Consider the following 23,932-nt stretch of genomic DNA (forward strand, 5'->3'; position numbering starts at 1 on the left):
TGAGAGGCGGTCAATTCATGCCCACCAACGAAAAGCAACAAAGTAGTCAACTTGTTCGCGGCTTCGAACCCTATAGAGAAACCCAGGGCGAGGAGTACATGGGCAAGCCCATGCGTGCTCACTTCACCGAGCTGCTGAATAAATGGAAGCAGGAGCTCATGGTCAGCGTCGATCAGACCGTGGACCACATGAAAGACGAAGCGGCCAACTTCCCTGACCCGGCCGATCGCGCCAGTCAGGAAGAGGAGTTCGCACTGGAGCTGCGCAATCGCGACCGCGAGCGCAAGTTGATCAAAAAGATCGACAAGACGCTGCAGCTGATCCAGGACGAAGAATACGGCTGGTGCGAGAACTGCGGCATCGAGATCGGCGTACGCCGCCTGGAAGCCCGCCCTACCGCCGACCTGTGCATCGACTGCAAGACACTGGCGGAAATCAAGGAAAAGCAGGTCGGCAAAGCCTGACCTGAAAAAATGGGGCGCTTATAGCGCCCCATTTCAATTATGGTTGTACGACTTTTCCTGATTACCCGCGCGTTACCATGAACAACCCCAGCTATGTCGGGCGCTTCGCCCCCACCCCCAGCGGTTTTCTTCATTTCGGCTCACTGGTAGCCGCCCTGGCCTCCTACCTGGATGCCCGTGCGGTTGGCGGTCGTTGGCTGCTGCGCATGGAAGACATCGACCCTCCCCGTGAAGCGCCTGGCGCACAGGCAGCTATCCTGCGCACCCTGGAATCATATGGTCTGGAGTGGGATGGCGAGGTGGTTTATCAAAGCCAGCGCCATGATGCCTACGCCGAAACGATCCAACGCCTGTTTCAGCAAGGCCTGGCCTATGCCTGTACCTGCTCGCGCAAACAGCTGGAGCCTTATCATGGAATCTACCCAGGCCTGTGCCGGAACCTTGGCCATGATCAGCACGATGCGGCCATCCGTGTACGCGTGCCAGAGCTTGCCTATCACTTCATTGATCGCGTGCAAGGCCGTTTTGAGCAACACCTGGGCCGCGAGTCAGGCGACTTCATTATCCGCCGTCGAGATGGGCTGTATGCCTATCAACTGGCCGTGGTGCTAGACGACGCCTGGCAGGGCGTTACCGACATTGTGCGAGGCGCCGACCTGCTCGACTCAACACCACGCCAACTGTATCTTCAGGAGTTACTGGGGTTACGCCAGCCGCGCTACCTGCATGTACCGCTGATTGTGCAACCCGATGGTCATAAGCTGGGCAAATCCTATCGCTCCGCCCCGCTGCCCACAGACCAGGCCACCCCGCTACTGCTACGTGCCCTGCGTGCCCTGGGGCAACCGACCGATCCGGCTCAGGCGTACGCCACCCCGCAAGAGGTGCTGACACATGCTTGCCGGCACTGGAACGTCGACGCAATCCCCAAAAGCATGACCCTGGCCGAGGCAACGCTGCGCTGAAGCCTTGCCGAACGCAAGAAAGCCCAATAGATTCAATTCCTTGGGGCAGAATGCGAAGTCCATTTGCAGCCTTGTCGCCATCCGCTACCATCGCCACCGCCGATTTGCGCCAATAATAACTTCAGGCACGCAGCGGTTTAACCAGTGAGGCCCACATGTACATCTATCGTTTGGTCCTGCTTCTGGTCGTGGGGATCTATTTGTTCTCCCCTGCCATCATGGACTGGTGGATCGAACCGACCGGGGCCTGGTATCGCCCGTACCTGCTCTGGCTGATCCTGATCGTCGTGACCTTTATCCTGCAGAGCCAACGTGATGCCGATGAGCTTTAGCCTGACCCAGATGATCCTGATCAGCGCCGCCTACCTGCTGGTGCTGTTCGGCGTGGCCTGGATCAGCGAACGCGGCATGATCCCACGCGCGATCATCCGTCACCCGCTGACCTACACCTTGTCACTGGGTGTTTATGCCAGTGCCTGGGCGTTCTATGGCACGGTCGGGCTTGCCTACCAGTATGGGTACGGTTTCCTGGCCTGCTACCTGGGGGTTTCCGGGGCCTTTCTATTGGCGCCCGTGCTGCTTTACCCGATCCTCAAGATCACCCGCACCTACCAGCTGTCATCCCTGGCCGACCTGATTGCCTTTCGCTTTCGCAGCACCTGGGCCGGCGCGCTGACCACCGTTTTCATGCTGATTGGCGTACTGCCTCTATTGGCGCTGCAAATTCAGGCGGTGGCCGACTCAATCGGCATTCTCAGCGGCGAACCGGTTAAAAACCGGGTAGCACTGGCCTTCTGCGCAATGATCACACTGTTCACCATTTTCTTTGGCTCGCGGCATATCGCGACCCGTGAGAAGCATGAAGGACTGGTGTTCGCCATTGCCTTCGAATCGGTGATCAAACTACTGGCGCTAGGGGGGATTGGCCTCTACGCGCTTTACGGCGTGTTCGGCGGGCCCCACCAACTGGAAGTCTGGTTGCTGCAAAACCAGACAGCCCTCGCTGCATTGCACACGCCACTACAGGAAGGCCCGTGGAGAACCCTGCTGCTGGTGTTTTTCGCCTCGGCAATCGTCATGCCGCACATGTACCACATGGCCTTTACCGAAAACCTCAATCCGCGCTCACTGGTCAGCGCCAGCTGGGGCTTACCGCTGTTTCTGCTGCTGATGAGCCTGGCGGTTCCCCTGATCCTCTGGGCGGGCCTGAAACTGGGCGCCAGCACCAGCCCGGAATACTTCACCCTGGGCCTGGGCATTGCCGCGAACAACAAGCTATTGGCCCTGCTGGCGTACATCGGCGGGCTCTCAGCCGCCAGCGGCCTGATCATCGTGACCACCCTGGCGTTGTCCGGCATGGCCCTGAACCACCTAGTACTGCCGCTGTACCAGCCACCAGCCGAAGGTAATATCTACCGCTGGCTGAAATGGACCCGACGGGCACTGATCGTCGCCATCATCAGCGCAGGTTTCGGCTTCTATCTGTTGCTGGGTGCTCAGCAGGACCTGGCCAACCTCGGTATCGTCGCCTTTGTCGCAACACTGCAGTTCCTGCCCGGCGTGCTCTCAGTACTCTACTGGCCAACCGCAAATCGACGTGGCTTCATCGCCGGGTTGCTGGCGGGGATCAGCGTCTGGCTGGTAACCATGCTGCTGCCACTGGTTGGCAATCTGCAGGGCTTTTACATCCCGCTGCTGAACATGATCTATGTGCTCGACGACACCAGTTGGCACATGGCAGCCATCGCTTCACTGGCAGCCAACGTCCTGTTGTTCACGCTGATTTCGCTGTTCACCAATGCCAGCCCGGAAGAGGTTGGCGCAGCGGAAGCCTGCGCGGTGGACAACGTGCGCCGGCCGCAGCGTCGCGAACTGCATGCGGCCTCGCCGCAGGAGTTTGCCACCCAACTGGCCAAGCCCCTGGGCGCCAAGGCCGCACAGAAAGAAGTTGAACAGGCACTGCGCGATCTCTACCTGCCCTTTGATGAGCGCCGGCCTTATGCACTACGCAGGCTGCGTGATCGAATAGAGGCGAACCTGTCTGGCTTGATGGGGCCTAGCGTGGCTCAGGACATGGTCGAGACCTTCCTGCCCTACAAGTCCGGCAGCGAGAACTACGTTACCGAAGACATCCACTTCATCGAGAGCCGCCTGGAAGACTACCACTCGCGGCTGACCGGCCTTGCCGCTGAACTCGACGCCCTGCGCCGCTACCATCGCCAAACCCTGCAGGAACTGCCGATGGGCGTCTGCTCGCTGGCCAAGGATCAGGAAATCCTGATGTGGAACCGGGCCATGGAAGAGTTGACTGGCATTGCCGCCAAGCACGTGGTGGGCTCCCGCCTGACAACCATCAGCGAACCTTGGCGCGGCCTTCTACTCGGCTTCATCAATGTTCCGGATGAACACCTGCACAAACAACGGTTGGCGCTGGATGGCCAGCCGCGCTGGTTGAACCTGCACAAGGCGGCCATCGACGAACCGCTGGCGCCGGGTAACAGTGGCTTGGTACTGCTTGTTGAAGACTTGACCGAAACTCAAGCGCTTGAAGACAAGCTGGTGCACTCCGAACGTTTGGCGAGCATCGGCCGGCTGGCCGCCGGGGTGGCCCATGAGATCGGCAACCCGATTACCGGCATCGCCTGCCTGGCGCAAAACCTGCGGGAAGAACGCGAGGAAGACAGTGAAATCACCGAACTGAGCAGCCAGATCATTGAACAAACTAAGCGTATTTCACGCATCGTTCAGTCACTGATGAGCTTCGCCCACGCCGGCGGTAGCCAACAGAACAATGAAGAACCCGTATGCCTGGCAGAAGTGGCACAGGATGCAATCGGCTTGCTGGCCTTGAACCGGCGCAATTTTGAAGTACAGTTTTTCAATCTGTGCGACCCGGAGCACTGGGTAGACGGCGACCCCCAGCGGCTCGCCCAGGTATTGATCAATTTACTGTCCAATGCCCGCGACGCCTCGCCACCCGGTGCTGCCGTGCGGGTCAGAAGCGAAGCGAATGAACACACCGTCGACCTGATTGTCGAGGATGAAGGGAGCGGAATCCCGAAGAACATCATGGACCGATTGTTCGAACCGTTCTTCACCACCAAGGATCCGGGTGAAGGGACAGGACTAGGGCTCGCTCTGGTCTATTCCATCGTGGAAGAGCATTATGGACAAATCACCATCGACAGCCCGGCCGATATCGAAAGCCAGCGTGGCACCCGGATCCGAGTGACCCTACCGCGCCATGTCGTAGCGACGTCCGCTGTGAACTGAGACCGTCGAGAGAATTGAATCAATGCCGCATATTCTGATCGTCGAAGACGAAACCATCATCCGCTCAGCCTTGCGTCGCCTGCTCGAACGGAACCAGTACCAGGTCAGTGAAGCCGGCTCGGTACAGGAGGCTCAGGAACGCTTCAGCATTCCGACCTTCGACCTGATCGTCAGCGATCTGCGCTTGCCTGGCGCCCCGGGTACCGAACTGATCAAGCTTGGCCAGGGAACGCCTGTGCTGATCATGACCAGCTACGCCAGCCTGCGTTCTGCGGTCGACTCCATGAAGATGGGGGCGGTCGACTACATCGCCAAACCCTTCGACCATGACGAGATGCTGCAGGCAGTGGCGCGCATCCTGCGTGATCGGCAGAGCGCTCCAGCAGCACCTTCCGAACGTGTAAATGGCAAGCCAGCCGCCAGTGACAAGGCCGGCAGTGAAAGTGCCAATGGCGAGATCGGCATTATCGGCTCGTGCCCACCGATGCAAGATCTCTACAGCAAGATCCGTAAAGTCGCGCCCACCGACTCCAACGTCCTGATTCAAGGCGAGTCGGGTACCGGTAAAGAGCTGGTCGCCCGCGCCCTGCACAACCTGTCGCGACGCGCCAAGGCGCCGATGATCTCGGTAAACTGCGCAGCGATTCCGGAAACCCTCATCGAGTCCGAACTCTTCGGCCACGAGAAAGGCGCGTTCACCGGCGCAAGTGCCGGGCGCGCAGGCCTGGTTGAAGCCGCCGATGGCGGCACGCTTTTCCTGGATGAAATTGGCGAGCTGCCGCTGGAAGCCCAGGCTCGCCTGCTGCGTGTATTGCAGGAAGGCGAAATCCGCCGGGTAGGTTCGGTACAGTCGCAGAAGGTTGATGTGCGCCTGATCGCCGCTACCCACCGCGACCTGAAGAACCTGGCCAAAGTCGGCCAGTTCCGTGAAGACCTTTACTACCGACTGCACGTCATCGCCCTGAAGCTGCCTGCGCTGCGGGAACGGGGTGCCGACGTCAATGAAATTGCCAATGCCTTCCTCGCTCGGCAGAGCGCACGTATCGGCCGCAATGACCTGAGGTTTGCTCACGACGCAGAAATGGCGATACGTCACTACTCCTGGCCAGGTAACGTGCGTGAACTGGAAAACGCCGTGGAGCGTGCCGTCATCCTTTGCGAGAGCCCAGAGATTTCTGCCGACCTGCTGGGTATCGATATCGAGCTGAGCGATCTGGAAGACGACGATGAGAACTTCGGTGGCCTGCCAGCAGCCGGCACGCAGGCCAACAACAGCCATGAGCCCATGGAAGACCTGTCGCTGGAAGACTACTTCCAGCACTTCGTGCTCGAGCACCAGGACCATATGACTGAAACCGAACTGGCACGCAAGCTGGGGGTCAGCCGCAAGTGCCTGTGGGAACGACGCCAGCGCTTGGGAATACCTCGACGCAAGAGCAGCGCAACCAACGAGGGCTGATACGCTTCAGCTGTCACCGTGCCATTGGGCAGGTAACATAAGATTCACGTGACAGACTGTTACCGCAACATGAAGACGTAACAAAAACCGGGGCTTACGGTAACGAAACCCCGGTTTTTTTTCGGCGCCAAAACGGACCAAAACCGACGTAAGCCCTTGTTTTACTGGGTTTCACAAAAGTTGGCACGGCACCTGCTATATGTTTGGTACAAGAACAATAACAAGCACTGCAAAAGACAATAAAAATAAGACGAATCGGCTCACGCACAATAAGAACAAGACGGCGGAGGCGCAGCTAACTGATTCTTTTGGAGAGGAGTTGTGTTTTGGGGCTTGCCCCACAACCAGGCAGAGAACAACAAAAACTGCACTAAAGCAGCGCCTACACTGGTTGGATCGACAGATCACCGCAACCTCAGCGACCAAAGCAATCCGTTTGCTCTTGGCCCCCGAATAGGGGGACGCTCTACAAGCCTCAGCTTTGTAGACAGGGCACTCAACAAAAACAAGAAGCCCAGAAGAAAAATAAAAAGAGCACGCAACTACATTCCAGGGGAGCTTCGGCTCCCCTTGTAGTTTTCCTACCTGTCCCCCCTCATGCTGTTGCCTACACCATTCCCAGAGTAAATGCTAGAATCCCCGCCTATCATGCGGCCATTCTTCGTTTATGGCTGAAAATTCCTTCAAACAGTGCATCCCATGCTGAAGAAGCTGTTCCAGTCGTTCCGTCCCCCCGTTCGTGGCCCGCACCACCAGCGCACCACGCCTGAAGTGATTAATAGCAGTCAACATTCGCTGCAACGTGGCCAATTCAGTCGTCATGCGGTGAGCATCGTCGAGCGTCTGCAAAACGCCGGCTACCAGGCCTATCTGGTCGGCGGCTGCGTGCGCGACCAGCTTCTGGGCATTACGCCGAAAGACTTCGACGTCGCCACCAGCGCCACCCCCGAGCAAGTGCGTGCGGAGTTCCGCAACGCCCGAGTCATTGGCCGTCGCTTCAAACTGGTTCACGTCCACTTTGGCCGTGAAATCATTGAAGTAGCAACCTTCCGCGCCAATCACCCCGAAAGCGAAGAGGAAAACAGCCACCAGTCCTCACGCAACGAGAGTGGGCGCATCCTGCGCGATAACGTCTACGGCACATTGGAAGAAGACGCGCAGCGCCGCGACTTCACCATCAATGCGCTGTACTACGATCCGATCAGCGAGCGCATTCTCGATTATGCCAACGGCGTACACGACATTCGTAACCGCTTGATCCGCCTGATTGGCGACCCGACCCAGCGCTACCAGGAAGACCCGGTACGCATGCTGCGCGCGGTGCGCTTCGCCGCCAAGCTGAACTTCGGCATCGAGAAGCACACCGTCGCACCGATTCGCCAACTGGCGCCGATGCTGCGTGAGATTCCGTCTGCACGCCTGTTCGAGGAAAGCCTCAAGCTGTTCCTCTCCGGCCAGGCCGCCGATACGTTCGAGATGCTGGTCGACCTGCAACTGTTCGATCCACTGTTCCCGGCCAGCGCCCAGGCACTGGAAGACCATCCGACCTACACCCATACCTTGATCAGCCAAGCGTTGATCAACACGGATCTACGGGTCAAACAAGGCAAGCCGGTAACCCCGGCCTTCCTTTTCGCTGCCATGCTCTGGCCTGCCCTGCCAACACGTGCGCTGCATTTGCAGAGCCGAGGCATGCCGCCTATCCCGGCCATGAACGAAGCGGCGCACGAACTGATCAGCGAACAGTGCCAACGCATCGCAATCCCCAAGCGTTTCACCATGCCCATCCGTGAAATCTGGGACATGCAGGAGCGCCTGCCACGGCGCAGCGGCAAACGTGCCGACCTGTTACTGGACAACCCGCGCTTCCGTGCCGGCTATGACTTCCTGCTGCTGCGCGAAAGTGCGGGCGAGGACACCGATGGTCTTGGCCAATGGTGGACTGACTATCAGGAGTGCAACGAAAGTGAGCGTCGCGACATGATCCGCGAACTCGGCAGCCGCGATGAGGGTGCTGGCGCAGGCCCACGCAAACGCAAGCGCAGTGGCAGCAAACGCAAGCGCGCCGACGGCGCTGCGGGCGAGTAGACATGCCTCGCGTCTATATTGGTCTGGGCAGCAACCTGGACGATCCCCGCCAGCAGCTTGAGAGCGCCCTGCAATCGCTCGAGCAGCTGCCAGCGACTGATCTGGTTGCCGTGTCCAGCTTCTACACCAGCGACTCGCTCTCACCAGGCCAGCCACGCTACACAAATGCCGTGGCGGCACTGGACAGCGCGCTGGAGCCTATTGCCCTGCTCGATGCCCTGCAATCCATAGAAAACGCCCAGGGCCGCGTTCGTAAAGAGCGCTGGGGGGCACGAACCCTTGACCTGGATATCCTGCTCTACGGCGACCAGGTTATCGATGAACCACGGCTCAAGGTGCCGCATTACCACATGCAGGCGCGTCCGTTCGTGCTCTACCCGCTGGCAGAACTGGTACCTGCCGACTTCCTGCTGGCCGACCAGCGCCCGCTCGCCCAACTGCTGGCCGATTGCCCGTTCGTCGGTCTGGAGCGCCTGTAACCGGGCGTTCCCCCACACGGTAACGCCCGTAACAGTGCATTCGTAACAATGCGGTAACAGGGTAATTGACTTCAGCCCCCTCGCTCACGACTATAGGCGTCCCGTGGCGCCCAAGCGCCGCAAAAAGGCGTATATAGGCCTGGAACAGGTCGTATTTCAAACACCACAATCGATGATGTGCTGTTCCAGAAGATGAATACACGCGTTGTACGCAGTCGTTTTTCACAGCGCCTGAACGAGGATTCCTTTTCATGCCAGATGTAACCCTGACCACCCTGCAGAGCCTAAAGCTCAAGGGTGAGAAAATTGCCATGCTGACGTGCTATGACGCAACGTTCGCCCAGGCATGCTGCCGCGCCGGCGTAGAAATACTGCTGGTAGGCGACTCGCTGGGCATGGTCCTGCAGGGCCACGACAGCACCTTGCCCGTCACCAACGCCGAAATGGCCTACCACGTAAGCAGCGTCAAACGTGGTAACGAAGGCGCACTGATTCTGGCCGACCTGCCGTTCATGGCGTATGCCACCACTGAACAGGCGTTCGCCAACAGCGGCGCACTGATGCAGGCCGGCGCCCATATGGTCAAAATCGAAGGCGCAGCCTGGCTGGCTGACACCATTCGTCTGCTGGCCGAACGCGGTGTACCTGTGTGCGCACATATGGGCCTGACACCACAAGCGGTGAACATTCTCGGCGGTTACAAGGTCCAGGGTCGCCAGGAAAACCAGGCCCGACAAATGCGTGCCGATGCCATTGCCCTGGAACAAGCCGGCGCCGCGATGCTGCTGCTGGAGTGTGTCCCGAGCGAACTGGCCGCCGAAATCACTCAGGCAGTAAAAATACCCGTCATCGGTATTGGCGCAGGCAGTGCCACCGACGGCCAGGTACTGGTCATGCATGACATGCTCGGCCTATCCCTCAGTGGTCGTGTACCCAAGTTCGTGAAGAACTTCATGGCTGGCCAGAGCGATATTCAGAGCGCCTTGCAGGCCTATGTCAAAGAGGTCAAGGACGTCACTTTCCCAGGCAGCGAACACGGGTTCAGTGCATGAATACAGTCAAAACCGTCCGCGAGCTGCGCGCCGCCGTAGCGCGGGCACGCAGCGAAGGCAAACGCATTGGCTTCGTACCGACCATGGGCAACCTGCACAGCGGGCATGCGGCACTCGTGGCCAAGGCTGCGCAGCGGGTTGATTTCGTGGTTGCCAGCATCTTCGTCAACCCGCTGCAGTTCGGCGCGGGCGAAGACCTCGACAAATACCCTCGCACGCTTGCCGCCGACCAGGAAAAGCTGCTGGAGGCAGGCTGCCATCTATTGTTTGCCCCTTCCGTCGAGGAAATGTATCCAGAGGGTATGGCAGGACAGACCCGTGTTTCTGTTCCACAGCTGTCAGAAGGCCTTTGCGGCGCAAGCCGACCAGGGCACTTTGAAGGCGTAGCCACCGTGGTCAGCAAGTTGTTCAACATGGTTCAGCCAGACCTGGCGGTGTTCGGCCAGAAAGACTTCCAGCAACTGGCCGTGATCCGCGCACTGGTCCGTGATTTGAACATGCCGATCCAGATCATCGGCGAACCCACTGTGCGTGCCCCTGATGGCCTGGCGCTGTCGTCACGCAACGGTTACCTGAGCGATGAACAACGCGCCTGTGCACCCGCGCTGTACCGCACCCTGACGCAGATGGCCGAAGCCATCAAACAGGGCTCGTGCGATTTCCAGGCCCTGATTGCCCAGGGCCAGGAGCAACTGCAAAAGGCCGGCTTCCGTCCCGATTACCTTGAAGTTCGCCATGCGATCAGCCTGCGCCCTGCCACCGCTGAAGACCGTGACCTGGTGATCCTGGTCGCTGCGTTTCTAGGCGCAACCCGCTTGATCGACAACCTGCACCTGAATCTCGACGACAAGCCTTAGCGCCATGTTGCCCGGCCCCCTGGGTTCGGGCACACTGCCGCCGCTCGCGGGGCCGGGAGGCTCCGTGTACCCGCGCGAGAACCTGACCAAGGAATCCCCCCATGCACGCCATCATGCTCAAGGCCAAACTGCATCGCGCAGAAGTCACCCATGCCGTACTCGACTACGAGGGCTCCTGCGCCATCGACGGGCTCTGGCTGGACCTGGCCGGTATTCGTGAGTACGAACAAATCCAGATCTACAACGTCGACAACGGCGAGCGCTTCACCACCTACGCCATTCGCGGCGAAGAAGGCTCCCGGATGATCTCGGTCAATGGTGCAGCTGCACACAAGGCCAAAGTCGGCGACCGCGTAATCATCTGCGCCTATGCCCATTACAGTGAAGCAGAACTGCACAACTTCAAACCGCGCATGCTATACATGGCGCCAGGGAATGAGCTGAGCCACACCAGCCATGCCATTCCGGTTCAGTTGGACTGAGCCACCGGCTCAGCTAGGCCAACGGCAGGTTCGTGTGCAATCTTTTCAGACGAGCCTGCAAACGGACCGACCTTTTCAGTGTCCAAGGCAGTTCCAGCAATAAGGAAAATCTGCAGCGATGGCGTACTACCGCACCCCTCATGACGTTACCGCCCTGCCGGCCTGGCAGGCGCTCCAGCAGCACCGCGAAGCCATGCAGAATTTCAGCATGCGCGAGGCCTTCAACGCCGATCCACAGCGCTTCAACCAATTTTCTCTGAGCTGTTGCGGCCTGTTCCTCGACTACTCGAAAAACCTGATCAACGCCCAGACCCGCAACCTGCTGGTAGGGCTGGCCGATGAAGTGGGCCTGCAGGATGCGATAAAGTCGCTGTTCGCCGGCGAGATCCTCAACGCTTCGGAAGGTCGCCCAGCGCTGCACACCGCGCTACGCCGTCCGGTAGGCGACAAATTGAGCGTCAACGGCGTCAACATCATGCCCGAGGTGCATAAGGTCCTTAACCAGGTAACCGAACTGGTTGGGCGGATTCACGACGGCTTGTGGCGTGGTTATACCGAAAAGCCGATTACCGACGTTGTGAACATCGGCATTGGCGGGTCCTTCCTTGGCCCCGAACTGGTCTCTGAAGCCCTCTTGCCTTATGCCCAGCGGGGCGTGCGCTGCCACTACCTGGCCAATATCGACGGCAGCGAGTTCCATGAGCTGTCGGCCAACCTGCGCGCCGAGACCACACTGTTCATCGTCTCGTCAAAGTCTTTCAACACCCTCGAGACCCTGAAAAACGCCCAGGCTGCACGCGCTTGGTACTTGGCCCAGGGTGGTTCGGAAGTAGAACTTCACCGGCACTTCATCGCCGTTTCCAGTAACAAGACAGCAGCCATCGCTTTCGGCATCCGCGAAGAGAACATCTTCCCGATGTGGGACTGGGTAGGTGGCCGTTATTCGCTGTGGTCGGCCATCGGCCTGCCTATTGCCCTGGCCATTGGCATGGCCAACTTCAAGGAGCTGCTGTCCGGTGCCTACACCATGGACCAGCACTTCCAGAGCGCCCCATTCGAACAGAACATGCCTGTGCTGCTGGCACTTCTGGGCGTCTGGTACGGCAACTTCTGGGGAGCGCAAAGCCACGCGATCCTGCCGTACGACCACTACCTGCGCAACATCACCAAGCACCTGCAGCAGTTGGATATGGAGTCCAACGGCAAGAGCGTGCGCCAGGACGGGACCCCGGTTAACCACGATACCGGCCCCGTCATCTGGGGTGGCGTCGGTTGCAACGGTCAGCACGCCTACCATCAGTTGCTGCACCAAGGCACCCAACTGATTCCAGCGGACTTCATCGTCCCGGTAGTCAGTTTCAACCCGGTTGCCGACCACCACCAGTGGCTGTACGCCAACTGCCTGTCGCAGAGCCAGGCCCTGATGCTCGGTAAGACCCGCGCTGAAGCCGAAGCAGAACTGCGCGAGAAAGGCCTGGCCGAAACCGAAATCCAGAAGCTGGCGCCGCACAAGGTGATCCCGGGCAACCGTCCGAGCAACACCTTGGTTGTAGAGCGTATCAGCCCACGCCGTTTGGGCGCGCTGGTGGCCATGTATGAACACAAAGTGTTCGTGCAGAGCGTCATCTGGGGTATCAACGCCTTCGACCAGTGGGGTGTTGAATTGGGCAAGGAGCTCGGCAAAGGCGTCTACCAGCGCCTCACCGGTGGCATCGAAGAGCCTGCTGAAGATGCCTCGACCCAAGGCCTGATCAACTACTTCCGCGGTCGCCACCGCGGCTGATCACCCTTCCTGCCCCTGGTCGCCAGTGCGATCGGGGGCAGTGAAGCGCACCGCAACGACGGTACCGCAAGGATGTTATGGAAGCCCTTCGTCGGCGTATCGAGACCCAACTGCTTAGCATGACCGGCCTGGCGCTGGGGCAACTGGACCTGGAACACCCCAAAGGTGATCCCGGGCTGTTTGGCCCAGACAGTGTCTGCTGGCGCGTGCATGGCGACTTTCCAAGCATGCTGATCGGCGGCATCAGCGCCCTCCTGTTGCAAGTCTTGCACCCACTGGCACTGGCCGGGGTCTGGGACCATTCGAACTTTCGCCAAGACATGATCGGCCGTCTGCGCCGTACCAGCCAGTTCATCTCCGGGACGACATTCGGCTCAACCCGCGACGCCGAGTGGCTGATCGATAAAGTACGGACCATTCATCTGCAGGTCGTCGGCACCGCCGCCGATGGGCGCCCCTATGCCGCCAGCGACCCCGAACTGCTGACCTGGGTACACGTCGCCGAAGTCAGCAGTTTTCTCGCCGCACACCTGCGTTACCGCAATCCTCGGATGAGCCTCGCTGACCAGGATGCCTACTACGACGAAATTGCCTTGGTCGCCGAACGCCTGGGCGCACGCAATGTGCCCCGCTCGCGCCAGGCTATTGCCGAATATCTGCACGCCATGCGCCCACAACTGGCGTGCGATGCACGCAGCCGCGAAGTGGTTCGCCTGCTGCTTGATGCCCCTGCGCCGAGCCGGCAGGCCAAGCCCGTTGGCGCCGTGATGATGCGGGCAGGCATCGACCTGTTAGCGCCATGGGCCAGTGCCATGCATGGATTCTCACCGAGCCTGCTAGAGCGCCGACTGGTCCGCCTGGGGGTTGCCGGTGTTGCCCCGGTGCTACGCTGGGCCATGCGCGACAGCTCCAAGCACCGTGCACACCGACGCATGGGACTCAGCTGAGCGTCAGCCAGCGGGCGTGCGCGCCTCATACTTTGGTGATTGGCAGGCGCCTGGCCATCTGTGCCACCATGCCTACCAACAAAGCCCAAAGCAGGCTTTTGCCGTTCCGATACCACATCCAACAAGACTAAGGACCTGTGCCATGCAAGATGTTGTGATCGTTGCCGCCACCCGTACCGCCATTGGTAGCTACCAAGGAGCACTGGCCGCTATTCCAGCCGTTGATCTGGGGGCTGCGGTTATCAGCCAGCTGCTGACACAGACCGGCCTGGACGCCGAACTCGTAGACGAAGTCATCTTCGGCCAGGTTCTGACCGCCGGTGCAGGTCAGAACCCTGCCCGCCAAGCCGCGATCAAGGCCGGGCTACCCCACGCCGTGCCAGCCCTGACACTCAACAAGGTATGTGGCTCTGGGCTTAAAGCCGTGCACCTGGCTGCGCAAGCGATTCGGTGTGGCGATGCCGACGTGATCATCGCGGGCGGACAGGAAAACATGAGCCTTGCCAACTATGTCATGCCTGGTGCGCGCACCGGCCTGCGCATGGGCCACAGCTCATTGATCGACAGCATGATCAGTGATGGCTTGTGGGACGCTTTCAACGACTACCACATGGGCATCACCGCCGAAAACCTGGTCGAAAAGTACGGCCTGAGCCGCGAGGAGCAGGACGCCTTCGCAGCGGCCTCCCAGCAGAAAGCCAGCGTAGCCATTGAAAGCGGTCGTTTCATTGAAGAGATCACCCCGATCCTGATCCCGCAACGCAAAGGCGATCCGATCGCTTTCGCCACTGACGAGCAGCCCCGCCCGGGCACTACCGCTGAGTCGTTGAGCAAGCTCAGGCCCGCCTTCAAGAAAGATGGCAGTGTCACGGCTGGCAATGCGTCGTCACTCAATGATGGTGCTGCCGCCGTGCTGCTGATGAGTGCCGCTAAAGCCCAGGAACTGGAGCTGCCGGTACTGGCCCGTATCACCGCCTATGCAAACGCCGGCGTTGACCCTGCAATCATGGGCATTGGCCCTGTAAATGCCACTCGACGCTGCCTTGAAAAAGCCGGCTGGTCGTTGTCAGACCTGGACCTGATCGAAGCCAACGAAGCCTTCGCCGCCCAAGCGTTGTCCGTCGGTAAAGAGCTGGGCTGGGATGCCGCCAAGGTCAATGTCAACGGTGGTGCCATTGCATTGGGGCACCCTATTGGTGCTTCCGGTTGCCGGATACTGGTCACCCTGTTGCACGAAATGATCAAGCGTGATGCCAGGAAAGGGCTGGCAACGCTGTGCATCGGTGGTGGGCAGGGTGTGGCCCTGACGATCGAACGCTGATGTACGCCGGAGAGGCTCACCCTGGGCCTCTCCTGTTAAACTGCAGCCCCGAATACCAAGGCTACGTGCATGTCCCTCTTGAATCAGGCGCTGCGCGCCGCCCTCGACTCCCGCAACGGCCTTCTCGCCGAACTCCATGCCCAAGGGACCGACTGCTACCGGCTGTTCCATGGTAGCCAGGAAGGCGCTGCCGGCCTGACCGTAGACCGCTATGGCCCGCAGTTGCTGGTACAGAGCTTTCACCAGACCCTCGATCACGATGCCTTGCTCGACCTGCATGCTACCGTCGAGCAATCACTTGGCCTGGAGCTGCTGCTGGTCTACAACGACCGCTCCCAAGGCAACAGTCGCATCGACCGTCGAGACCCGGCCTACCAGGCCAGCGAGGCGGCCTTGGCCGATCATGTCGGCCATGAATGGGGGCTGAACTATCGGGTACGTGGCCGTCACTCGGGGCAGGATCCGCTGTTGTTTCTCGATTTGCGCAATGCCCGTGGCTGGATCAAGCAGCACAGCGCCGGCAAGCGCGTACTGAACCTGTTTGCCTATACCTGTGGGGTTGGCTTGAGTGCCGCCGCAGGGGGTGCCCGTGAGATCTGCAACCTGGATTTCGCCGAAGGCAACCTGGCTGTAGGTCGCGAAAACGCAGCCCTGAACCCAACGCTTGCGCCCATGGAGTTCATACAGTCCGACTACTTCCCGGCGATCCGCCAGTTGGCCGGGCTACCCGTCAGCCAACGACGCGGTCACAAACTGCCGCCCTACCCGCGACTGGAACCACGGCAATTCGATCTGGTATTTCTCGACCCGCCTGCCTGGGCAAAGAGTGCCTTCGGCACCGTCGACCTGTTGCGAGACTATCAAAGCCTGCTCAAGCCGGCGCTGTTGAGCACTGCCGAAGGAGGTGTGCTGGTCTGCTGTAACAACCTGGCCAAGGTCAGCCTCGACGACTGGCGCGCACAGGTGCTGCGCTGCGCCGAGAAAAACAACCGGCCAGTGCGCGAGTGGCAGGTTCTGACACCGGCTGCCGACTTCCCGTCCATGGATAACCAACCACCGCTAAAGACCTTGATTCTGCACCTTTGAAATAGACGTTTACGCACGAAAGAGGTGATTTGGCGCTATCTTCGGAACCGAATTATCGTGCCATACTCCAACCACTTCCGTTAGATACAGACGACGCCGCACATGCCCAAAGGAATGAAACGCGCCCTCGGCGCCTTGTTGGCCGCTCTGGCCCTTTACAGCCTGCTTGGATTCCTGATTCTCCCCGGCGTCGCCTTGCGAATTGCTAACCAGCAATTAGCCAACTACGCCACGCTACCAGCCAAGCTGCAGCGCGTGGAACTCAACCCGTTCAGCCTGGAGCTGACACTCTGGGGCTTGCAGATCGGTGAGCCGGGCAAGGAGCAGGTCGGCTTTGAACGTTTGTATGCCAACCTGCAGCTCGACAGCCTGTGGAGCGGCGCGCTTCACCTGGCGAACGTCGAACTGGACAAGCCACGTACCGAACTGCTGTTTGCCAAGGACGGCAGCCTCAATCTGACCCAACTCTTCAAGCTGCCGCCCAGCCAGCCAAAAGCCGAAACGCCTGCGAGCGAGCCCTTCCCGCTGCGTATTGGCAGCATCAAACTCAACGCCGGTTACCTGCATTTCGAAGACCTGCGACCCAGCGAACCCATCGAATTTCTCTACGACTCGATGGACCTGGAACTGAAGAACCTCAGCACCCTGCCCGACGACAGCACGGACATGACCCTGGTCGCCGCAGGCCCCAAGGGCGGCCGGATCGACTGGCAGGGTACGTTCAGCCTGGTGCCCATCGCCTCTGAAGGCACGCTGAAGTTTACTGACGGCAAGATGAAGCTCGTCTGGCCTTATGTCCGAGATATAGTGCCGTTGGTACTTGAAGACGGGCGTGTCAGCTTTGAGACCCACTACAAACTGAACCTGTCCAAGGAAACCGAGCTGCTGCTCGACAACACCTCGCTTCAGGTCGCGCCGTTTGCAGTCAATGCGCCCGATGGCAGGCCATTGGTACGCCTGGCCAGCCTGTCGGTCAGCGAAACGTCGATTGACCTGGCCAAGCAGTTGGTCACCGTTGGCAAGATTCGCAGCGAGAAACTGGAAACCTGGGCAGCCCTTGAAGCCGATGGTCAGCTCGACTGGCAGAAGCTGTTCGCCAGCCAGCCAGCCAAGGCAAAACCTGCAGAGAAAACTGAACCGGCCACCGCAACGCCGGCCACCAAAGAGACGACAGGCACCAATACCCCAAGCAAACCATGGCAGGTGTTACTGCGTGACGTTCAGTTGCGCAACTATCAGGTTCATCTGACTGACCGCACCCACAAGGAACCGGTCGCGCTGGAGGTGGGCCCACTTAACCTGGACCTGCAGAACTTCGACAGCCTCAATCAGTCACCCTTCACCCTGAAGCTCGATACCGGAGTAGGCAAGCAAGGCAAGCTGCAGGCCTCGGGTGACGTCAATCTGGCACCTGTCAGCAGTAAACTGAATGTCGTTACGCGGGATATCGACCTTCGTGTCGCACAAGCCTATATCAGCCCATTCATTCGCCTTGAGCTACGCAGCGGCATGCTCAACAGCGATCTCGACGTCGACCTCAAGAACACGGCACCGCTGGCCTTCAGTATCACGGGCAAGGCTCAGGTCAATCAGCTGCACACGCTAGACACCATCAAGAATCGCGATTTCGTCAAATGGCAGCAGTTGAATCTGGATGGCCTGGAGTACCGTCATGGGGATGCGCTGTCGATTGCAAAGGTCAACCTGCAACAGCCCTATGCGCGTTTTATGATCAATGAAGACCGTACCACCAGCGTCGATGACCTGTTGATACCACAACCCGCTGGAAGCCCGCAGAAAGCCCGCAATACGTCCACCAGCAGCGCCAAGCCGCTGGGCATCCACATTGGTGAAATCGCGATCAACGACGGCTCGGCCAACTTCGCCGATTTCAGCCTGACACCCAACTTCGCCACGGCGATCCAGCAACTCAACGGCCGGATCGGCACCATCGACAACCGGCAACCGAAACCTGCCAATGTCGATATCAAAGGTAAGGTCGACCGCTATGCGCCCGTCACCATCAAGGGCGCGCTGAACCCCTTCGACCCCATGGCCAGCCTGGACATCGCCACCAGCTTCAAACGCGTCGAGCTGACCACCCTGACCCCTTACTCGGGCAAATTTGCCGGCTACCGCATCCGCAAGGGTCGCCTGAATCTGGACCTGCATTACCTGATCACCAAGGGCCAGCTCAAGGCCGAGAACAAACTGGTGCTTGAACAACTGCAACTGGGTGAAAAGGTAGACAGCCCTGATGCCGTAGACTTGCCGATTCGCCTTGCCGTCGCACTGCTCAAGGACACAGAAGGCAAAATCTCCATTGAGTTGCCAATCTCCGGCGACTTGAACAACCCTCAGTTCAGCGTGATGCCGATTGTCTGGCAGACATTACGAAACCTCGTCATGCGAGCCGCCCAGGCACCGTTCAAGTTCATTGGCGGGCTCGTCAGTGGCGGCGACGCCCAAGACCTCGGAAGCGTCGCCTTTACTCCAGGCTCAAGTGACTTGAGCAGCGACGCCAAAGGGGCCCTGGACAAACTCGCCAGCGCACTCAAGGCGCGCCCGGAATTGCGCCTGGAAATCGAAGGTACCAGCGCCCAGAGCAGTGACGGCCCGCTGATTGCCGAGCAGCGTCTGGAGCGCGAGTATCAGGCTACCTACTACAAGATGCTGCAACGGCGAGGCGACAAGGTCCCGGCACAAGCCACTCAACTGCAGGTGCCAGATGATGAGAAACCCGCGATGCTTGAGGCGATCTACCGCTCGCGCCTCAAACAACAACCGCCCGCGCAGTGGGAACAGTTGAGCCGTAAAGAGCGCACAGACAACCTGCGCAACGCGGTGATCACGTCGTGGGCTGAAAGCCCCCTGCTGCTGCGTCAACTGGGCCAGGCGCGCGCCAGCAGCATCAAGGACTACCTGGTCGACCAGGGCAAGCTTGAAGACCAGCGCGTCTACTTCGTCGATGCCACGCTGGGGCAAGCCGAAGCCGATGGCCGGGTAATCTCGCAGTTGCATCTGGACTCCGAGTAAGCGCTCCTCAAACGCCTGCTTAAAACCCCGGCTCAATGGCCGGGGTTCAGCTTAATAGGTTCTCAGGCCTTCAGCCGATACCGCCTTAACCCCCTTTATTTTTTTGGCAATCGAGACTGCTGCGTCTTTCTGGGATTGGGTCAAAGGCACCTTTGACGACAGGGAAACTACGCCGCTGTTGGTTTCTACAGAGATGTCCGAACCCGGCACCCCCTTCTCCGTCATCAGGTCTGCTTTGACCTTCGTGGTGATCCAGGTATCGGAAGTAGCCTCTGTTGCCTTGGTCATCTCACCCGCCGCAACCGTCAGCGGCGCTTGAGCAAAGGTCACGTTGGCCAACATCAGCGCGGTAACAGTAGCGGCAGCAATAACGAACTTCTTCATACAAGACACTCCTTTTTGAAGCATGCAGGATGCAAGCACGTACACGGCGAACTCCGCCCATAAAAAAAGGACCCCTTAGGGTCCTTTCTTCAACGCTTTGAGCTTAGACGCCCGAAGCCTTGGCTGCTGCAACATCTTTGATCGACAGCTTGATACGGCCGCGGTTGTCCACGTCCAGTACCAGTACTTCAACTTCCTGACCTTCTTTCAGGATATCGGTCACTTTCTCGACACGAGCATCGCTCAGCATCGAGATGTGAACCAGACCGTCCTTGCCCGGCAGGATGTTGACGAAGGCACCGAAGTCAACGATGCGCTCAACCTTGCCGACGTAGATCTTGCCGATCTCGGCTTCGGCAGTAATGCTCAGTACGCGCTGGCGAGCCGCTTCTGCCGCATCCTTGGTTTCACCAAAGATCTTGATCGAGCCGTCGTCTTCGATATCGATCGAAGCCTTGGTCTCTTCACAGATAGCACGGATGGTCGCGCCGCCTTTACCGATAACATCACGGATCTTGTCGGTATCAATCTTCATCGCGATCATGGTCGGAGCATTTTCCGACAGTTCGCTACGGGACTGACCAATGACCTGGTTCATCTGACCGAGGATGTTCAGGCGCGCTTCCAGGGCTTGGCCCAGAGCGATTTCCATGATCTCTTCGGTGATGCCGTTGATCTTGATGTCCATCTGCAGCGCGGTAACACCTTTGGCGGTACCGGCTACCTTGAAGTCCATGTCGCCCAGGTGGTCTTCGTCACCCAGGATGTCGGTCAGGATGGCGAACTTCTCGCCTTCTTTAACCAGACCCATGGCGATACCGGCAACCGGTGCCTTCATCGGTACACCAGCGTCCATCAGTGCCAGCGATGCACCACAGACCGAAGCCATGGAGCTGGAACCATTGGACTCGGTGATTTCCGAGACGACACGAATGGTGTACGGGAATACGTCGGCAGCTGGCAGCATGGCCTGAACCGAACGGCGAGCCAGACGGCCGTGACCGATTTCACGACGACCTGCACCACCCATACGACCACACTCACCTACCGAGAACGGAGGGAAGTTGTAGTGCAGCATGAAGGGGTCTTTTTTCTCGCCTTCAAGGGTGTCCAGCAGCTGCGCGTCACGGGCAGTACCCAGTGTTGCAACAACCAGAGCCTGGGTCTCGCCACGGGTGAACAATGCCGAACCGTGAGTCTTCGACAGTACACCGACTTCGATGTTCAGCGGACGTACGGTCTTGGTGTCGCGACCGTCGATACGTGGCTTGCCATTGACGATGTTTTCGCGAACGGTGCGGTATTCGATTTCGCCAAAGATTTCTTTGACTTCACCAGCGCTAGGCTGACCTTCTTCACCGGAGAACTTGGCGACAACCTGGTCACGCAGTTCGCCCAGGCGAGCGTAGCGATCGGCCTTGACGGTGATGGTGTAAGCCTGGGAAACGGCTTCGCCGAACTCGGCGCGGATTGCGTTCAGCAGTTCGGTGTTGGCAACCGGTGCTTTCCAGTCCCAGGTAGGCTTGGCAGCTTCGGCAGCGAGCTCTTTGACGGCCTGGATAACAGCCTGGAACTCGTCATGAGCGAACAGCACAGCGCCCAGCATCTGGTCTTCGGTCAGCTCTTTGGCTTCCGATTCAACCATCAGTACCGCGTCGGAAGTACCGGCAACGACCATGTCCAGGCTCGAGGCAGCCAGTTGCTCGTAAGTTGGGTTCAGCAGGTAGCCGGTGCTTTCGTGGTAAGCAACACGGGCAGCGCCGATCGGACCATCAAACGGAATACCGGAGATCGCCAGGGCAGCCGAAGTACCGATCATCGCAGCGATGTCCGGATCGGTCTTCTTGCTGGTGGAAACGACGGTGCAGACAACCTGCACTTCGTTCATGAAACCTTCTGGGAACAGCGGGCGGATCGGACGGTCGATCAAACGCGAAGTCAGGGTTTCTTTCTCGGAAGGACGACCTTCACGCTTGAAGAAACCACCAGGGATCTTGCCGGCGGCGTAGGTCTTTTCCTGATAGTGAACGGACAGAGGGAAAAAGCCCTTGCCTGGATCAGCCTGTTTGGCACCGACCACGGTCACCAGTACGGTAACATCGTTGTCGACGGTGACCAATACGGCGCCGGAGGCTTGACGAGCAATACGGCCCGTCTCGAGGGTAACGGTCGATTGACCGAATTGGAATTTCTTGATTACCGGGTTCACGGTTTCCTACCTTTTTTCAGTGGCTCTAGGGGAACTTGTTCTTGCGAATTCTTGGGCAGAACGGGGAATCGGCCCCATTGACCGTCCAGATAAAACTAGAGGTTGGGAGCCTGCCCTGACTGCGCGGAAACCGCTCAGGCAGAACAGACAGCCAACCTCATAGATACGCGCGGCGTGTTCATCAACCCAGGTACAACGTACCGTGGCTGAAGAATGCAACACGCCGAGCACACCACTGGCCAGGACGCTATTAGCGACGCAGACCCAGACGACCGATCAGGGCGCTGTAACGAGTGGCGTCTTTACCCTTCAGGTAGTCCAGCAGCTTACGACGCTGGTTTACCATACGGATCAGACCACGACGGGAGTGGTGGTCTTTGCCGTTGGCCTTGAAGTGGCCTTGCAGCTTGTTGATGTTGGCGGTCAGCAGTGCAACTTGCACTTCTGGCGAACCGGTGTCACCGGCTGCTTGCTGGTATTCGCCGACGATTTGAGCTTTTTCTTCAACGCTGAGTGCCATCTGGCTTCTCCAAATCAAGGGAAACCGAAACCGGTTTCCAATAGGCCAGGGACGAATCCCTGTATTCATAAAAGTGAGGAGTAACCGTGCCTATTAACAGCCATCCTCTGTCCCGCAGGTATCACGCCGAAGCCTGATACCGTTGGTTTCGATCATTCAGACCGAATCAGTCGACGCGGCGCAATTCGCCCGTCTTCGCTCACTTCACCAATACCGATGAAGCGACCGTTGTGATCCTGTACGCGGACCATGCCGAATTTCGGCGCGTCCGGAGCCCTTACCGGCTGACCATGCAACCAGTAGAAGGCACTGTGCTCGGAAAACTTGAGCAGAGGCCAATCTTGCAGACCGCTATCGGACGGTAACAGAAAGCGATCAACCGCTTCATTACCGCCTTCGGCGTGAACCTGCTCGAGTTCTTCGAGGGTCACAGTCTGTGCCAGGCTGAATGGCCCGGCATGCGTGCGGCGCAGTTCTGCAACATAGGCGCCACAGCCCAACTGCTCGCCGATGTCCTCGACCAGGGTACGGATGTACGTACCTTTACTGCAGCCTACCGAAAGACGAGCGCGGCTACCTTCACACTCAAGCAGTTCCAGGCGATCAATAGTAACAGAACGTGCTTCACGCTCCACTACTTCACCTGCGCGTGCCAGCTTGTACAGCGGCTGCCCGTCACGCTTGAGCGCAGAGTACATCGGCGGTATCTGACTGATTTGACCACGAAATTGTGGCAAAACAGCTTCGATATCGGCGCGACCAACGGTCACTTCGCGAGTCTGCAGCACTTCACCTTCAGCATCGGCAGTGCTGGTGGTCATGCCCAATTGCATGACCGTTTCGTAACCCTTGTCAGAATCGAGCAAGTACTGGGAAAACTTCGTCGCCTCACCGAAGCACAGCGGCAATACACCACTGGCCAGTGGGTCGAGGCTCCCCGTATGGCCTGCCTTTTCAGCATTGAGCAGCCAGCGCACCTTCTGCAAAGCGGCGTTGGAGGTAAACCCCAGCGGCTTGTCGAGCAGGATGATGCCACTGACGTTACGACGGATACGCTTGACCTGAGCCACCGCTTACTCCTTGGTGTCCAGGGAAGTACCGCCATCCTGATGCTGGCTGTCTTCTGCTACGGCACGCTCGATCAACGCCGACAGGTGGGCGCCACGGGAGACGCTTTCGTCATAGTGGAAGTGCAGTTGCGGCACACTGCGCAACTTCATTTCACGACCGAGTTGCATGCGCAGGAAACCTGCGGCGGAGTTCAGAACTTTCAAGCTCTGCGCGATGTTTTCTGCACCATCCTGCCCCATCACGGTGATGAACACCTTGGCATGGCCAACATCACGACTGACATCGACGGCAGTGATGGTCACCAGACCAACACGCGGATCCTTGACTTCACGACGGATCAGCTGCGCAAGCTCACGCTGCATCTGATCGCCAATACGTTGGGTACGGCTATATTCTTTTGCCATGTTTGCTACCTGTAACTGAAGCGGCAAACGCCCGGCCAGGCTGAAGCCGGAC

20 protein-coding genes are annotated in these 23,932 nt (G+C 59.0%); 15 read left to right on the forward strand and 5 right to left on the reverse strand.

Annotation, left to right across the window (positions count from 1 at the left end):
• Nucleotides 1–17: 17 nt before the first annotated feature.
• The 15 genes from dksA (at nt 18) to UIA24_RS09465 (ending at nt 19,292) form a co-directional block, all read left to right on the forward strand.
• The gene (dksA, locus tag UIA24_RS09395) at nt 18–464 is read left to right on the forward strand and encodes an RNA polymerase-binding protein DksA (RefSeq protein WP_065758286.1); all 447 of its coding nucleotides are present in this window, start codon (nt 18–20) and stop codon (nt 462–464) included.
• 77 nt (nt 465–541) lie between these two features.
• A complete protein-coding gene (gluQRS, locus tag UIA24_RS09400) occupies nt 542–1,429 on the forward strand; it encodes a tRNA glutamyl-Q(34) synthetase GluQRS (RefSeq protein ID WP_330522746.1) in 888 nt (295 codons plus the stop codon).
• Between the two features lie 155 nt (nt 1,430–1,584).
• On the forward strand, nt 1,585–1,761 hold the full coding sequence (locus UIA24_RS09405; RefSeq protein WP_003250005.1) for a hypothetical protein: 177 nt from the start codon (nt 1,585–1,587) through the stop codon (nt 1,759–1,761).
• Entirely contained in the window at nt 1,745–4,702 is a 2,958-nt protein-coding gene (locus tag UIA24_RS09410; RefSeq protein WP_177442424.1) for a sensor histidine kinase, read from the forward strand. The genes UIA24_RS09405 and UIA24_RS09410 overlap by 17 nt, the downstream gene beginning before the upstream one ends.
• A 22-nt stretch (nt 4,703–4,724) precedes the next feature.
• Complete coding sequence (locus UIA24_RS09415; protein ID WP_099775813.1) at nt 4,725–6,161, forward strand: sigma-54-dependent transcriptional regulator; 1,437 nt, start codon at nt 4,725–4,727, stop codon at nt 6,159–6,161.
• 699 nt (nt 6,162–6,860) lie between these two features.
• Nucleotides 6,861–8,249 (forward strand): polynucleotide adenylyltransferase PcnB, encoded by a 1,389-nt coding sequence (locus UIA24_RS09420; RefSeq protein ID WP_065758282.1) that lies wholly within the window; start codon nt 6,861–6,863, stop codon nt 8,247–8,249.
• Between the two features lie 2 nt (nt 8,250–8,251).
• Entirely contained in the window at nt 8,252–8,728 is a 477-nt protein-coding gene (gene folK, locus UIA24_RS09425) for a 2-amino-4-hydroxy-6-hydroxymethyldihydropteridine diphosphokinase (RefSeq protein WP_099775815.1), read from the forward strand.
• A gap of 251 nt (nt 8,729–8,979) precedes the next feature.
• Entirely contained in the window at nt 8,980–9,780 is an 801-nt protein-coding gene (gene panB, locus UIA24_RS09430) for a 3-methyl-2-oxobutanoate hydroxymethyltransferase (protein ID WP_099775817.1), read from the forward strand.
• Nucleotides 9,777–10,637, forward strand: a complete 861-nt coding sequence (gene panC / locus UIA24_RS09435) for a pantoate--beta-alanine ligase (RefSeq protein ID WP_330522747.1) — start codon at nt 9,777–9,779, stop codon at nt 10,635–10,637. Before panB ends, panC begins: the two co-directional genes overlap by 4 nt.
• 101 nt (nt 10,638–10,738) lie before the next feature.
• A complete protein-coding gene (gene panD, locus UIA24_RS09440) occupies nt 10,739–11,119 on the forward strand; it encodes an aspartate 1-decarboxylase (RefSeq protein ID WP_099775821.1) in 381 nt (126 codons plus the stop codon).
• A 118-nt stretch (nt 11,120–11,237) separates the two neighbouring features.
• Nucleotides 11,238–12,902 (forward strand): glucose-6-phosphate isomerase, encoded by a 1,665-nt coding sequence (gene pgi / locus UIA24_RS09445; RefSeq protein ID WP_065758277.1) that lies wholly within the window; start codon nt 11,238–11,240, stop codon nt 12,900–12,902.
• A 77-nt stretch (nt 12,903–12,979) separates the two neighbouring features.
• Nucleotides 12,980–13,849 (forward strand): oxygenase MpaB family protein, encoded by an 870-nt coding sequence (locus UIA24_RS09450; protein WP_330522748.1) that lies wholly within the window; start codon nt 12,980–12,982, stop codon nt 13,847–13,849.
• 142 nt (nt 13,850–13,991) lie between these two features.
• Nucleotides 13,992–15,170 carry an acetyl-CoA C-acetyltransferase gene (locus UIA24_RS09455; RefSeq protein ID WP_330522749.1) on the forward strand — a complete coding sequence of 393 codons (1,179 nt, stop codon included), beginning with the start codon at nt 13,992–13,994 and terminating at the stop codon, nt 15,168–15,170.
• 69 nt (nt 15,171–15,239) lie between these two features.
• Nucleotides 15,240–16,256 (forward strand): class I SAM-dependent rRNA methyltransferase, encoded by a 1,017-nt coding sequence (locus UIA24_RS09460; RefSeq protein ID WP_099775826.1) that lies wholly within the window; start codon nt 15,240–15,242, stop codon nt 16,254–16,256.
• Between the two features lie 102 nt (nt 16,257–16,358).
• Nucleotides 16,359–19,292 (forward strand): DUF748 domain-containing protein, encoded by a 2,934-nt coding sequence (locus UIA24_RS09465; protein WP_330522750.1) that lies wholly within the window; start codon nt 16,359–16,361, stop codon nt 19,290–19,292.
• Between the two features lie 51 nt (nt 19,293–19,343).
• Here the strand turns inward: UIA24_RS09465 and UIA24_RS09470 are convergent, their stop codons facing one another.
• The 5 genes from UIA24_RS09470 to rbfA form a co-directional block, all read right to left on the reverse strand.
• Nucleotides 19,344–19,676 (reverse strand): BON domain-containing protein, encoded by a 333-nt coding sequence (locus UIA24_RS09470; protein ID WP_065758272.1) that lies wholly within the window; start codon nt 19,674–19,676, stop codon nt 19,344–19,346.
• Nucleotides 19,677–19,779: 103 nt separating this feature from the next.
• A complete protein-coding gene (gene pnp, locus UIA24_RS09475; RefSeq protein WP_065758271.1) occupies nt 19,780–21,885 on the reverse strand; it encodes a polyribonucleotide nucleotidyltransferase in 2,106 nt (701 codons plus the stop codon).
• A 250-nt stretch (nt 21,886–22,135) separates the two neighbouring features.
• Nucleotides 22,136–22,405, reverse strand: a complete 270-nt coding sequence (gene rpsO / locus UIA24_RS09480) for a 30S ribosomal protein S15 (protein ID WP_065758270.1) — start codon at nt 22,403–22,405, stop codon at nt 22,136–22,138.
• 152 nt (nt 22,406–22,557) lie between these two features.
• On the reverse strand, nt 22,558–23,475 hold the full coding sequence (gene truB / locus UIA24_RS09485; RefSeq protein ID WP_065758269.1) for a tRNA pseudouridine(55) synthase TruB: 918 nt from the start codon (nt 23,473–23,475) through the stop codon (nt 22,558–22,560).
• A 3-nt stretch (nt 23,476–23,478) separates the two neighbouring features.
• Nucleotides 23,479–23,880 (reverse strand): 30S ribosome-binding factor RbfA, encoded by a 402-nt coding sequence (rbfA, locus tag UIA24_RS09490; protein ID WP_065758268.1) that lies wholly within the window; start codon nt 23,878–23,880, stop codon nt 23,479–23,481.
• Nucleotides 23,881–23,932: the final 52 nt, after the last annotated feature.

The sequence above is a fragment of the Pseudomonas sp. AL 58 genome (genome assembly GCF_036348395.1).
Classification (GTDB): domain Bacteria; phylum Pseudomonadota; class Gammaproteobacteria; order Pseudomonadales; family Pseudomonadaceae; genus Aquipseudomonas; species Aquipseudomonas defluvii.

Coding starts and splice junctions, on each gene's coding strand:
- folK (WP_099775815.1), top strand. CDS start 8,252: ATGCCTCGCGTCTATATTGGTCTGGGCAGCAACCTGGACGATCCCCGC.
- UIA24_RS09415 (WP_099775813.1), top strand. CDS start 4,725: ATGCCGCATATTCTGATCGTCGAAGACGAAACCATCATCCGCTCAGCC.
- pgi (WP_065758277.1), top strand. CDS start 11,238: ATGGCGTACTACCGCACCCCTCATGACGTTACCGCCCTGCCGGCCTGG.
- UIA24_RS09465 (WP_330522750.1), top strand. CDS start 16,359: ATGCCCAAAGGAATGAAACGCGCCCTCGGCGCCTTGTTGGCCGCTCTG.
- UIA24_RS09420 (WP_065758282.1), top strand. CDS start 6,861: ATGCTGAAGAAGCTGTTCCAGTCGTTCCGTCCCCCCGTTCGTGGCCCG.
- UIA24_RS09455 (WP_330522749.1), top strand. CDS start 13,992: ATGCAAGATGTTGTGATCGTTGCCGCCACCCGTACCGCCATTGGTAGC.
- UIA24_RS09405 (WP_003250005.1), top strand. CDS start 1,585: ATGTACATCTATCGTTTGGTCCTGCTTCTGGTCGTGGGGATCTATTTG.
- panB (WP_099775817.1), top strand. CDS start 8,980: ATGCCAGATGTAACCCTGACCACCCTGCAGAGCCTAAAGCTCAAGGGT.
- dksA (WP_065758286.1), top strand. CDS start 18: ATGCCCACCAACGAAAAGCAACAAAGTAGTCAACTTGTTCGCGGCTTC.
- panD (WP_099775821.1), top strand. CDS start 10,739: ATGCACGCCATCATGCTCAAGGCCAAACTGCATCGCGCAGAAGTCACC.
- panC (WP_330522747.1), top strand. CDS start 9,777: ATGAATACAGTCAAAACCGTCCGCGAGCTGCGCGCCGCCGTAGCGCGG.
- UIA24_RS09450 (WP_330522748.1), top strand. CDS start 12,980: ATGGAAGCCCTTCGTCGGCGTATCGAGACCCAACTGCTTAGCATGACC.
- UIA24_RS09460 (WP_099775826.1), top strand. CDS start 15,240: ATGTCCCTCTTGAATCAGGCGCTGCGCGCCGCCCTCGACTCCCGCAAC.
- gluQRS (WP_330522746.1), top strand. CDS start 542: ATGAACAACCCCAGCTATGTCGGGCGCTTCGCCCCCACCCCCAGCGGT.
- UIA24_RS09470 (WP_065758272.1), bottom strand. CDS start 19,676: ATGAAGAAGTTCGTTATTGCTGCCGCTACTGTTACCGCGCTGATGTTG.
- rpsO (WP_065758270.1), bottom strand. CDS start 22,405: ATGGCACTCAGCGTTGAAGAAAAAGCTCAAATCGTCGGCGAATACCAG.
- UIA24_RS09410 (WP_177442424.1), top strand. CDS start 1,745: ATGCCGATGAGCTTTAGCCTGACCCAGATGATCCTGATCAGCGCCGCC.
- rbfA (WP_065758268.1), bottom strand. CDS start 23,880: ATGGCAAAAGAATATAGCCGTACCCAACGTATTGGCGATCAGATGCAG.